This window comes from Parachitinimonas caeni, from assembly GCF_030129945.1.
Lineage (GTDB): Bacteria > Pseudomonadota > Gammaproteobacteria > Burkholderiales > Chitinimonadaceae > Parachitinimonas > Parachitinimonas caeni.
Map to the genome: position 1 here is coordinate 1 of NZ_JARRAF010000057.1, position 12,482 is coordinate 12,482.

8 protein-coding genes and 2 pseudogenes are annotated in these 12,482 nt (G+C 53.9%); 8 read left to right on the top strand and 2 right to left on the bottom strand.

From position 1 onward, the window contains the following. Both PZA18_RS22655 and PZA18_RS22660 read left to right on the top strand, forming a co-directional pair. A partial coding sequence (locus tag PZA18_RS22655; protein ID WP_284103174.1) for a hypothetical protein occupies positions 1-440 on the top strand: 440 nt, incomplete at its 5' end. Between the two features lie 1,058 nt (positions 441-1,498). Next, positions 1,499-1,972 (top strand): annotated as a pseudogene (locus tag PZA18_RS22660) (DDE-type integrase/transposase/recombinase); the annotation flags it as partial. Between the two features lie 2 nt (positions 1,973-1,974). On the opposite strand, the pseudogene PZA18_RS22665 reads toward PZA18_RS22660, so the two are convergent. Next, positions 1,975-2,124: pseudogene (locus PZA18_RS22665) on the bottom strand (IS256 family transposase); the annotation flags it as partial. Between the two features lie 214 nt (positions 2,125-2,338). On the opposite strand from PZA18_RS22665, the gene PZA18_RS22670 reads away from it, so the two are divergent. The 6 genes from PZA18_RS22670 to PZA18_RS22695 are packed head-to-tail and all read left to right on the top strand — an operon-like array spanning position 2,339 to position 12,000. Further along, on the top strand, positions 2,339-2,629 hold the full coding sequence (locus PZA18_RS22670; protein ID WP_284103175.1) for a type II toxin-antitoxin system Phd/YefM family antitoxin: 291 nt from the start codon (positions 2,339-2,341) through the stop codon (positions 2,627-2,629). Between the two features lie 17 nt (positions 2,630-2,646). After that, the gene (locus PZA18_RS22675; protein ID WP_284103176.1) at positions 2,647-3,036 is read left to right on the top strand and encodes a type II toxin-antitoxin system RelE/ParE family toxin; all 390 of its coding nucleotides are present in this window, start codon (positions 2,647-2,649) and stop codon (positions 3,034-3,036) included. A 59-nt stretch (positions 3,037-3,095) separates the two neighbouring features. Beyond that, positions 3,096-5,219, top strand: coding sequence for a GmrSD restriction endonuclease domain-containing protein (locus tag PZA18_RS22680; protein ID WP_284103177.1), 2,124 nt, complete (start codon positions 3,096-3,098; stop codon positions 5,217-5,219). A 6-nt stretch (positions 5,220-5,225) separates the two neighbouring features. After that, positions 5,226-7,484 carry a type I restriction-modification system subunit M gene (locus tag PZA18_RS22685; protein WP_284103178.1) on the top strand — a complete coding sequence of 753 codons (2,259 nt, stop codon included), beginning with the start codon at positions 5,226-5,228 and terminating at the stop codon, positions 7,482-7,484. Continuing rightward, positions 7,481-8,683: a restriction endonuclease subunit S gene (locus PZA18_RS22690; RefSeq protein WP_284103179.1), complete on the top strand. Its 1,203-nt coding sequence runs from the start codon at positions 7,481-7,483 to the stop codon at positions 8,681-8,683. The genes PZA18_RS22685 and PZA18_RS22690 overlap by 4 nt, the downstream gene beginning before the upstream one ends. Positions 8,684-8,700: 17 nt before the next feature. Further along, positions 8,701-12,000, top strand: coding sequence for a type I restriction endonuclease subunit R (locus PZA18_RS22695; RefSeq protein ID WP_284103180.1), 3,300 nt, complete (start codon positions 8,701-8,703; stop codon positions 11,998-12,000). Between the two features lie 177 nt (positions 12,001-12,177). Here the strand turns inward: PZA18_RS22695 and PZA18_RS25500 are convergent. Beyond that, on the bottom strand, positions 12,178-12,482 hold a 305-nt coding region (locus PZA18_RS25500; RefSeq protein ID WP_407951205.1), incomplete at its 5' end, for a DDE-type integrase/transposase/recombinase.

The window sequence follows — 12,482 nt, forward strand, 5'->3', positions numbered from 1 at the left end:
GAGCCCGGATTCCAACCCCGCCTGAATCCGAACTCGCTCACTCTCTGTCAAATGACTATATATTTTTCCCACCCCAACACCTTCGCATACGTTTGAAGGTGTTGCACTTCAGTTTAGAGCGGGCCTCCTCCTTAATTAACGAGCTAAATTCTGTTGGAGATAAAGAGCTGCGCCGAATATGTATTGCTTTGCTGGGCTGGCTTAGTTCGAGAGCAAGATTTCCAAGAATGAAGTCGATGAGCCTTTCAGAATTGGGTTCGGCGTGCGAGAGCATGATTGATCTACTCCAAAGAGATTCTAGTTTTTCAGTCATATTTATATTGGGAGAAGATGGGGTTGAGTTCCATAAATCTCTTCGTGATGATGAAATTGCTGCGATGTGCCAATTGGCGGAACAGCTGCATAAGCCACCAAGATTTGTAAGTAAAAAGAGAATGTAACTTGAAGTGCCGATTAGTTTCTGCACTTAATTGTTCCAAATAGCGCAAAAGCTGCGCATGGAATTGCAGACAGTTTTTGGCAGTATTGTTTGCAGAATAAATCTGGCCGGCTTGAGAGGTTTTAAATAATGAAAAGCAATCTATCCTATCTGGATTGGATAAAAGTATTGCCTTTGATTGACGCTGAATATGGTATGTGCCTTTGCCCCTCATGTGGCTCTGAGGGTATTTCTTATCAGTATTTTGGCTTTCCCGATGACAGCTTCGGCTGGAAGCTAGTTTGGTGCCGATCATGCATGAGTGGAGTACGTATTTCTAGAACCAAAATACCAGAGAATGCTGAATCGCTAAGATCAGATGAAGAGCAGCAAAAGTTTTTGAATCAACATTCGGGGATTCAATGGGTTGGATAGTATATAACCAGTAATGATTTACGATATCCTGCCAGCACGTCCGCGAACCGTTTTCCATTCCCTTCTCCCCATCATTTTTTGATCGGAAGAAGGGATGGATTCAAAAATCAGCAGGAATCCCATGCAATTTCTGCTGGGTTTTTCTTAAAAATTCAGCGCAAATAACCTGATTTTGGCTGTGCAGTCGCAACAACCCCTCCGAGTCTACGGTCAGTCGAACCCTCGGGTTTTTCTTGGGTTTTGGTCGGGTCTTGCTTGGGTTTTAAATTGGGCTAATGCCGTATTTGAGTCCCCGTCAACGAGTCCCCCCATACTTTGAAATTTTCTATTTGTTTGGGGGTGTGGGTGTCATTTTCAGAAGGCGACTGCACCAAATGTCAGAAGTCGACTGCACGCAATCAGTGAACCTTTTCATGCCCAAGAAAGGCATTGAATTCGCTCCAATACTGGATTGAATACGGTGACTTGAAATGAGTATCAATGAAGTGATCGCCAACCTTGACTTTGGTGCACACGGGTATTGAGCATCGATGAGATTGGTGAAGACGACTCTGATATCAAAATGTCAGAAGTCATCTTCACTGCCGGTGTCAAATCCACTCAACTGGTGCAGCCGTCTTCTGAAAATGACATCAGGAGGGCAAGGTCCTGGATATTCTGGTGCAAAGCCGCCGGGACCGTCATGCGGCCAAACGCTTGCTGCGCAAGCTGTTAAAGGATTTGCGCTACGCTCCGCGCGTCATGATCACGGACAAGCTCAAGAGCTACGCAGCGGCCAAACAAGACATCATGCCAGGGGTTGAGCATCGACAGCACAAGGGCTTGAACAACCGTGCAGAGGTGTCCCATCAGCCCACCCGGCTGAAAGAGAAGCAGATGCGACGCTTCAAATCCCCGGCTCAGGCCCAACGCTTCCTGTCCGCTCACGGTCCCATCAACAACCTGTTTCGTTGTCGTCGCCATTTGCTCAGTCGGGTCGATTACCGCGCTGCGCGTGAAAAGGCTTTTTTCACGTGCAGATCATTACCAATGCCCTCGCTGCGGCCTGAGTTGGGGGAGCAACTCGATTCGTGTGATTTTTACGTATCAATGTATGACAATGGCAACTTGGCAAATTAACTTGTCAATACCGCATTTAGCGCTCGCTCCACCAACCTCTTGGTCAGCTGCTTGAGGATGCCATCGGCACCGATCAGGTCTTCAGGTTTCTGGTAGTTGATCAGCAGCTGATCCAGTAGCTCGTCAGTGATCGTCGGTGGCGTCTTGTTCATGGTCTCTCCGGTTGAGAGCGATAGTGTCGCTCATGAACCGGTTACACAAAAATTCTGACACCCTCCGCTGGACCGCCAGATCGCGTCGAACCTGCATTCCGTTGTCTCCCGATTGTGCGCCCCGACGAGCCTCGCAGGTTCCACTTTCGCCCCCGGCTACCTAAGCGTATGATGTACAAAATACTGCACATCTTGTGCGGCTTAGGAGACGACCATGGGAATTGCTGCAAGCGACGTTATCCCCCTCTCGCACGCCCGCGCCAACTTTTCTGAACTGGCTGAAGAGGTCAAGGGTGGGGCCGAGAAGATCATCACCAAGAACGGAGAAAGCTACATCGCCCTAATTGATGCGCAGCGGCTGGACTACTACCACCAGTTGGAGCGCGAGCGCATTCACTTGCTGCTGATCGACGAGGCTGGCAAAGGTCTCGATGATGTGGCCGCTGGAAATGTCAAAGACGCCCGCAGTGCCATCACCGCCATCAAACGTCGCCGCAGCGCCTGACAGTTCAGGTACTGCGCATGGCGAAAAAAACCGTAATCAAATTCACCGCCAACTTCGAGCGCAATCTCGAAGAGATCGAACGCTTCCTGACTGAAGCAGAAGCGCCGCAGGCCTACGATGGTCTGCTCGATGAACTGCTGGAAACGGTGATTCCCAACCTTGAACGCTTCCCCGGCATGGGCAGGCCGTTCATGCTCCGGCAGCCGCGCTCGGTCGAGACCACCAATGCCTTGGCAGCGCTACGCGCAAAGTTATTAGCGCTGACCACGGACCCCGAGGCGTTGCGCGAATACGTGCTCAAGGATTACCTGCTGCTCTACGCGCAAATCGGCGGAGCGATTTATCTGCTGGCGATTCGGCACCAGCGGCAGCTTTCCTTTGACTTTGAAGGCCATTGGGGACGATAGGACCACGCCATAGTACTATTTGGCATAAGCACTTAAGAACATGGCTGCAAGGGGGATACGTGAAAGCAACTGAAGCAAACCTGCTCAAATTTCTGAAGAAATCGCCTCAGTTCGTCATCCCGATTTACCAGCGCAACTACTCGTGGACAGAAGATCAGTGTCGGCAACTTTGGATCGACCTTCTGCGAGCGGGGCGCCAAGAGAGCGTGACGGCACATTTCATCGGTTCAATCGTCTATGTCGAACGCGGCCTATCAAACGTCGTTCAGCAAGAAGCGCTATTGGTAATCGACGGGCAGCAGCGCCTCACCACGTCAACACTCCTTATTGCCGCACTCGCCAAGCACTTCGAGAGCAAGGGCGTCGGCGAATTGCTGGAGACCTTCTCTGCCAAGAAGCTACGCAACTATTACCTGCTCAACCCTGATGAAGAAGGCGAGCGCCATTTCAAACTTCTGCTTTCTGAAACCGACAAAGAAACCTTGCTGGCGATTCTTCAAAACTCGCCCATGCCTTCCGAGAGCAGCACGCGAATCAACGAGAACTACGCGCTGTTTCAGCAATTGATCTTGCAGCACGAGAATGAACTTGAGGCGATCTGCCAAGGCCTTGCCAAGCTGGTCATTGTTGATGTCTCACTCGACCGCTCGCAGGACAACCCGCAGCTGATTTTCGAGAGCATGAACTCGACCGGACTTGAACTGAGTCAGGCCGATCTCATTCGTAACTTTATTCTGATGGGCTTGGAGCCCAAGCTTCAAACGGAGTTGTATAAGACCTATTGGCGCCCGATGGAGAAGGGCTTTGGGCAGGCTGCTTACGCAGTTCATTTCGACGCCTTCATGCGCCACTATTTGACGGCCAAAACGGGCGAGATTCCCAATGTGCGCGAGGTCTATACGGCGTTCAAAGCCTACGCACGGTCGCTCAAGCGCGATACGCGTGATCTTGTCGCCGATATTCACTCGTATGCGACCTACTATTGCGCCATCGCACTCAGCTCAGAACCCGACCTGTCACTGAAGCAGGCATTCCACGATCTGCGCGAGTTGAAGGTAGAGGTTTCCTATCCCTTCCTGCTCGATGCCTACAACGACTACAAGCACGACCGTCTTTCCGCCGAGGAGTTGGCGCAGATTGTCCGACTGGTCGAAAGCTACGTCTTCCGTCGGGCTATTTGCGCGATCCCGACCAACTCGATGAACAAGACGTTTGCTGGGCTGTCGCGCACCTTGAAAAAAGATCGCTACCTCGAAAGCGTCAAGGCAGCATTTCTCATATTGCCGTCCTACCGTCGCTTCCCCAATGATGAAGAATTCCAGCGCGAGATCAAGTTGCGCGATCTATACAACTTCCGTAGCCGCAGCTACTGGCTGCGTAGACTGGAGAACCACGGCAAGAAGGAGCGTATCGATGTCGAGAACTACACCATCGAGCACATTCTTCCGCAGAATAAATCGCTGTCAAAAGAGTGGCAGGCCGAATTAGGGTCCGATTGGCAAAGCGTCCAGCAGACCTGGCTGCATACCTTGGGCAATCTCACGCTGACCGGATACAACAGCGAGTACCGAGATCTTCCGTTTGCCTACAAACGTGACCAGGTTTCCGACAAAGATGGCAACTTGATAGGGTTTGCGCATAGCCCGCTCAAACTGAACCTCGGACTCGGAAAAGTAACGGTATGGAACGAGGATGCTATCAAGGCACGTGCTGACCGGTTGGCACTAGAGGCTGCAAAAGTATGGGCTGCTCCGCAGCTACCGGCTGACGTACTTGACGCCTATCGACCAGCAACAGCCAAGCCCGGACAACAGTACAGCATCGACGATCATTCCTTCCTCGCATCAGGACCGATGCGGGAGTTGTTTGAGCTGTTCCGCGAAGCTGTCCTCTCGCTCGATCCGTGCGTAACCGAAGAGTTCCTGAAGCTGTACGTCGCGTACAAGGCAGAAACGAATTTCGTCGACGTTGTCCCGCAAGCCAAACGCTTGAGGCTGGCGATCAACATGCCGTTTCATGAAATCGACGACCCCAGAGGCATTTGCGTCGACGTTACCAATCTCGGGCGGTGGGGCAATGGCGATGTTGAGGTTGGTCTTTTGGTCAAGGAAGACCTTCCTTATGTCATAGGGCTGGTCAGACAGTCGTTCGACCGCCAAATGGGCGGGCCACAGGATGCGTAAAAACTAATGAACTACCAAGAACTTAAACTACTCGAAGACGACCTCTGGGAAGCCGCCGATCAACTCCGCGCTAACTCAAAGCTCACGGCCAGCGAATACTCCATGCCCGTGCTGGGCCTGATCTTTCTGCGCCACGCCACAACTCGCTTTAACGATTTGCTCCCCGAAGTTGAAAAGGCCGTACCCGCTCGCGCCACTGGGGCGCTGCGGGAAGACCGGCTCAAGCTGGGCTTTCAGGGTAAGGCTGCCATTTACCTGCCGGAAACCGCCCGCTACGACTATCTGGCGGCGTTGCCCGCTGGCACCAATGTGGGCGAGGCCATTCGCGACGCGATGATTGCCATCGAGGCATCCGTGACTGACCAGCAAGGCAACAAACTGCTGGAAGGCGCGCTGCCGAAGGATTACCTAGGTCTTGAGCAAGATTTGTTGGCCGAACTCATCAAAATCTTCAATCGCCCCGCCTTGCAGACGGCCAAAGGGGATGTATTCGGTCGCATCTACGAGTATTTCCTGAACCAGTTCGCCCAGAGCGGTGCGCAAGAAGGCGGCGAGTTCTTCACGCCGCCCAGCTTGGTTCGCATGATCGTGAACGTGATCGAGCCCGACCACGGCACAGTCCTTGATCCGGCATGCGGTTCGGCAGGCATGTTTGTGCAGACCGGTCACTTCATTGAGGAAGTGCGCCACAAGCACACCGTCGATACCGACATCACCTTCTACGGCCAGGAAAAAGCTGACCTCAACAGCAAGCTGGCCCGGATGAACTTGGCGGTGCATGGGTTGGAGGGACAGATTCGCATCGGCAACACCTTCTATGAAGACCATCACCAGTTGCTAGGGCAATGCGACTTCGTGATGGCCAACCCACCGTTCAATGTGGATGGCGTGCAGGTCGCCAAGATCAAAAGCCAGGTAGGCGACCACCAGACCGGCCGCCTACCCTTCGGCCTGCCGGGCATCGCCACCAAGACCAAGGGCAAGAATAAGGGCGATGGCGAAACCATCTCCAACGCCAACAGCCTGTGGATTCAGTACTTCTATAGCTATCTGAATGACACCGGCCGCGCCGGGTTCGTCATGGCGTCCAGCGCATCGGATGCCGGCAACAAAGACAAAGACATTCGCCAGAAGCTGGTGGAAAGCGGCCATGTGGACGTGATGATGTCCATCGGCCCCAAGTTCTTCTACACCCGCAGCCTGCCTTGCACCCTGTGGTTTTTCGACAAGGGCAAGCCTGAGGATTTGCTCGACACCGTGCTGATGATCGACGCACGCAACGTCTACACCGTCGCCTCGGCCCGTTCCCATGTGTTTTCGGAAGAACAGCTCGCCAACCTGACGGCCATTACCTGGCTGTATCGAGGCGAGCATGACCGCTTCACGGCGCTGCTGGCCAGCTACCACAGCAAGGCTGGGCAATACCTCGCCACCATGCCAGAGCGATTGGCTGCCGACGGGCTGCAAATCAAGGCGCTCACCCATGCTCTGCGTGACTTCGCCAAGGCCACCGAAGACGACGCGGCAGTGGCTGCCGTGCGTGAAAAGCTGGGTGAAGAGCATGGTATTACCGACGAAGCGCTGACCCACTTCCGCAGCGAACTTGCCAAGCTGGAACAGCAAGCCGCGTCTTGGGATGCCACGCTGGCGCAAAGCTTGAACGATGCCAAGCCGCTGCAAGACGCCATTGCCGCGCTGCCGGATAACGCCAGCTTTGCGCAGCGCAAGGCATTGCAAGACAAACTGGATGAAGCCAACCCCGGCCTCAAAACCGCGTTGGCTGCCTTGGAAGCAAGGCACAAGGGCTGGCTCAAGCTGCTGGAGTTGGCCGAGAAAAGCCTGCGCGCCCGACAGTGGGCAGCATTTGATGGCGATGCGACGCGGGATGCAAAGAAAGCCTTGCTGCCACGTGACGCCAAAAAGCGCGAAAAACCGACCGTGCGGGACCTGGGCGTTGAAGCCTTCAAACGCGCCAGCTACTTCGTGGCCCAGGGGCATTGGCTGCTGCACCGCTTCTCGGACGGGCTGTATGCAGACGTGCCGGGCTTGTGCAAGGCCGTGACGCGCCAAGAGATTGCAGACAATGACTATTCACTTACGCCGGGGCGATACGTAGGTGCCAGTGTCGGTGGTGTCGGGGACGATAACGGCGAAGCCTTCGTCACGCGCATGAGGGAAATCCATGGAGAGTTGGCTGACCTGAATGCCAAGGCCATGGAGCTTGCCGCCGCGATTCAAACTCGCTTTGTGGAGCTGTTTGAATGAAATGGGAGCAACGAGCACTGGCTGACTGCGCATCATTTTTTTCCGGCGGCACCCCAAACAAAGGGAGACCAGAGTACTGGGGAGGCGCAATTCCTTGGGTCAGTTCAGGAGAAATGACTTCGCAGTTCATCAAGGACACAACTCTCCAAATTACAGAAGAAGGCTTATCGGCTGGCAGTCGCTTGATGCCGGAAGGGACGATATTTACGGTTGTCCGAGGAATGTCGCTTGCTACTGAGTTTCGCGTTTCATACGCCACAGCCCCGATGGCGTTTAACCAAGACTTGAAGGCTTTGGTAGCAAAAGAAGGCATCGACCCATATTTCCTTTTTTCAGCCCTGCGTTCCCAGGCCACCTCCATACGTGATCTTGCAACTGAGGCAGCGCATGGCACCAAGAAGCTGGAAATGGAGAGATTTCAGTCGTTCCAAATCTTGGTGCCTGACTTGGATACACAGATCCAAGTCGCTAAGGCGATACGCAACTACGACGACTTGATCGAAAACAACCAGCGCCGCATTGCATTGCTCGAAGAGTCGGCGCATTTGCTGTACCGCGAATGGTTTCTGAATCTGCGGTTTCCCGGCCACGAGTCGTATCCAAGTGTGGGAGGAGTCCCAGAAGGCTGGGCGAGAAAATCCATATCAGATATGGTTCAAATCAATCCGAAGGTTGCTTTCGAAAAGGATCGTATTTACCCGTTTGTACCAATGCAGGCGCTTTCAGAATGCTCCATGCTTATAGAGGACACTGAGGAACGCGCTATTTCTGGCGGTGCAAAGTTCCAAAACCAAGACACCTTACTCGCACGCATCACTCCGTGCCTTGAAAATGGCAAGACAGGGTTTGTCCAATTCTTAGAGGAAGACAAACCAGTTGCTAGCGGATCGACAGAATTCATTGTCATGAGAAGTGAGTCAGTCAGTCCATATTGGGTCTATTGCACGGCTCGCGACGAGGGTTTCAGGAAGCATGCAATTGGGAGCATGGTTGGTTCGGATGGTCGGCAACGCGTCAATCTGAAGTGCTTTGATTCCTATTTTGCATTTCAGCCGCCCGAAAATGTGCTCAACGACTTCGACGAGAAGGTTGAGCCGATGTTTAAAGAAATTCAACTGCTTTCCAGAATGAATCAACGCCTTCGAGAAGCACGTGACGCGCTTCTTCCTAAACTGATGTCCGGCGAAATCCAAGTCTAAAAACAAAAGGGAGCATCATGGCCAGCGCCGCCTACTCGGAAGACAACAATATCCAGGAGCCTGCCGCCAGGTTGTTCGAGGACCACCTCGATTGGCGTTCGGTTTTTGCCTTCAACACCGAAACCTTTGGCCCAGGTTCGCTCTTGGGGCGTAAGGACGCGACCGAGGTGGTGTTGGTACGGGAGTTGGATGCGGCGCTGTGCAAACTCAACCCCAAGTTGGCGGCTACACCAGAGGGGCGCGTCAAGCTCACCTTGGCACGCGATCAACTGCTGGATGCCGACCCCACCAAGACGCTGCTGCAACACAACGAGGCCAAATGGCGGCTGATTCGCGATGGCATTACGTTGAAGTCCCCCGGTGGCAATGCTGCTGAGGACGTGCACGTCACGGTGATCGACTTCCAGAACCCAGCCAAGAATGACTTTCTAGTTGTGCGTGAGCTGTGGGTGCAAAGTGGCCCATTCCGGCGGCGCTGTGATTTGGTGGGCTTCGTCAATGGTCTGCCCTTGGTGTTCGTCGAACTCAAGCGCCACGATAAAGGCCTGAAGGCGGCATTCGACGATAACTACACCGACTACAAGGACACGATTCCGCACCTGTTTCACTACAACGCGCTGGTGATCGTCTCCAATGGGCTGGATGCGCGCTTTGGCTCCATCACCAGCGGCTGGGATCACTTCTATCGCTGGAAGCGCCTCAATGAGGACGATATCGACCCAGCGCCTAAGCACGATGAGCCCCCACTAAAGCCCATTCTGCCGATCCTATTGCGCGGTATGTGCTCCAAGGGTGCATTGCTGGATCTGGTTGAGAACTTCACGCTCTTTGACAGCAGCGAAGAACACACACTGAAGGTGGTGGCACGGAACCACCAGTACTTGGGCGTCAACAAAGCCATTGCCAAACTGAAGGCCGGCGATGCCGATGTGCTGGCGGGCAAGCTGGGCGTGTTCTGGCATACCCAAGGCAGCGGTAAAAGCTATTCCATGGTGTTCTTTTGCCAGAAGGTGCACCGTAAGGTGTCAGCGGCCTATACCTTTGTGCTGCTGACCGACCGCAAGGAGTTGGACGAGCAGATTTACAAAACCTTCGTTGGCTGCGGGGTCTCGACCAATAAGGGCGACAAGGCCTCCGGGGCCGAAGGCTTGGAACGCTTGCTTAAGGACGAAAACCGCCGCTATGTGTTCAGCCTGATTCACAAGTTCCGTCAACGTGTGCATGAGCCATGGACGACGCGACAAGACATCATCGTGCTTTCTGACGAGGCGCATCGTACCCAGTACGGGCAATTGGCAACGCGGATGCGTATGGCTCTGCGCCATGCACAATTCTTGGCATTCACTGGCACGCCCTTGATTGAAGGCAAGGAGCGCAATGAAACCGAGAGGGTATTCGGGCCGTATGTGTCAATCTACGATTTCCAGCGAGCCGTCTCGGACGGTGCCACCCTACCGCTGTACTACGAGAATCGGGGCGAGAAGCTACGCATCGTTGATCCCGATCTGAACAAGCGGATCGAAGAGCGCATCGACGCCGCCCGTGCCGATGGCGAGCTAACCGAAGAGCAGGAAGAAAAGCTCTACCGTGAACTGGCGCGGGAATATCCGGTTTTCACCTCGGACACGCACCTGAACGATGTTGCCACCGATTTCGTTGAGCACTTTCACCAACGCTGGCGCTTGATGGAGTCGCCCGTCAAATCGGGCAACCCGCCGAAGTATGGTGGCAATGCCAAGGCCATGCTGGTCTGCATCGACAAGATCACCTGTGCCAAGATGGCCGAGCGCATCAAGGACAAGTGGCAGGCCAAGTTGTTGGAGCTGCAAGGCAAGCTCCAGAAGGAAGAGGAATACTTTGCCAAGGCTGGCAAACCTGAAACGGCGTTTGTAGCCCGGCTGCGAGCGCAGATTGCTTGGATGGCCGACACGCAGATTCACCCGGTGTTCAGTCCGGAGCAGAACGAAGTCAAAGATTTCGCCGATGAGGGTATCGACGTTAAGCCCTACCGCGAAATCATGGTCAAGGGTATTGGCGGCAAGGACATTGACGAATGCTTTAAGGACGGCAAGCACCCGTTCCGCGTGGCTGTGGTCTGCGCCATGTGGCTGACCGGCTTTGATGTGAAGTCGCTGGCAACGCTGTATCTGGACAAGCCCATGAAAGGGCACACCTTGATGCAGGCCATCGCTCGCGTCAATCGGGTGGCTGCTAACAAAAAGAACGGCCTCATCATCGACTACAACGGCATGCTCAAGAGCTTGCGCAAGGCACTGGCCACCTATGCGCAGGGCGACAAAGGCACGCCTGCTGATCCGCTATTCGACGAGGATCAGGCACTGGCTGAATACGCGGCAGCCATTGGCAAGGTGCAAGACCATCTGAACACTGTGGGCTACGAACTGGATGCCTTGGTACGCGCCGAGGAAGGCGAAGAGACCTGGGCAGAACTGTTGAAGGCCCGCAATGTGCTCAGCGCTTCTGCCGAAAACAAAAAGACGTTTCAGGTCCTGGCTGAGGACGTGTTTGACCGCTTCAGGGGTTTGTTTCCGAATCCCGGCGTATTTACTTATGAGCCGCAGGAAAACGCCATTTCGGCCATCTACAACCTGCTTCAAAAGCCCAAGCCAAAAGTAGACATCACGGCGATCATGCAAGAGATTTGCGGCGTGATTGATGCATCGCTAGAGGTGACGCCTAAAGGGCAAGTGAACCAGCCCACCAAGCAATACGACTTGTCGGGCATCGACTTCGAGCGCCTACGGGTTGAGTTTGCCAAGTCACCCTACAAGGAAACGGCTGTGCTGACCTTGCAGGAACGGATTCAAGCACGGCTGGATCGCATGATGGCCCAGAACCCAAGCCGCATTGACCTCTACAAACGCTATCAAGAAATCATTGCTGATTACAACAAGGATAAGGACGATGCTGAAATTCAGCGTGTCTTTGACGACTTGATGAAGCTGCATGATTCGCTCGATCTCGAAGAGCAGCGTTATGTCCGCGAAGGGTTCAAAAACGAGAAAGAGCTAGCTGTGTACGACCTGTTATCGAAAGATAGAGCCAGCATCACGAAAAGCGATATCGACAAGATAAAGAAGGTTGCCCTGGAGCTGATGGATACCGTCGAGGCACGACGCGTTGAAATGGGTGATTTGCGCGACCGCGCTTCGGCGCAGGCACAGATGAAAGCTGCAATCATCGACCGCCTTTTGGAAGGGATGCCCGACGAGTATTCCAGTGAGGATATCGAACTACGTGCCGAGGTTGTTTATCAGTACGTCCAGCAGCAGATGCAATCGGCGATGGTGCATTGATGACTGCGACCACTATCGACTCTTGGGCTGGGTTGCAACTCGCAGAGCTGTTTTATGCCTATCGAAAAGCGAAGGCTGACTGCTTTTTTGAGCGGGTATTGACAACTTAATTTAGCCAAATTGCCATTGTCATATAATGGTGCGTAAAAGTTGCGCCAATCGCACGGCTCCCCCAATTCAGGCCGCAGCAAGGGCGTTGGTAATGATCTGCCACGTGAAGAAAACCTTTTCACGCGCAGCGCGGTAATCGACCCGACTGAGCAAATGGCGGCGACAACGAAACAGGTTGTTAATGGGCCCGTGAGCGGACAGGAAGCGCTGGGCCTGTGCCGGGGATTTGAAGCGCCGCATCTGTTTCTCTTTCAGCCGGGTGGGCTGATGGGACACCTCTGCACGGTTGTTCAAGCCTTTGTGCTGTCGATGCTCAACCTCCGGCATGATGTCTTGTTTGGCCGCGCCGTAACTCTTGAGCTTGTCCGTGA

Coding starts and splice junctions, on each gene's coding strand:
- PZA18_RS22670 (WP_284103175.1), top strand. CDS start 2,339: ATGGGAATTGCTGCAAGCGACGTTATCCCCCTCTCGCACGCCCGCGCC.
- PZA18_RS22675 (WP_284103176.1), top strand. CDS start 2,647: ATGGCGAAAAAAACCGTAATCAAATTCACCGCCAACTTCGAGCGCAAT.
- PZA18_RS22685 (WP_284103178.1), top strand. CDS start 5,226: ATGAACTACCAAGAACTTAAACTACTCGAAGACGACCTCTGGGAAGCC.
- PZA18_RS22690 (WP_284103179.1), top strand. CDS start 7,481: ATGAAATGGGAGCAACGAGCACTGGCTGACTGCGCATCATTTTTTTCC.
- PZA18_RS22695 (WP_284103180.1), top strand. CDS start 8,701: ATGGCCAGCGCCGCCTACTCGGAAGACAACAATATCCAGGAGCCTGCC.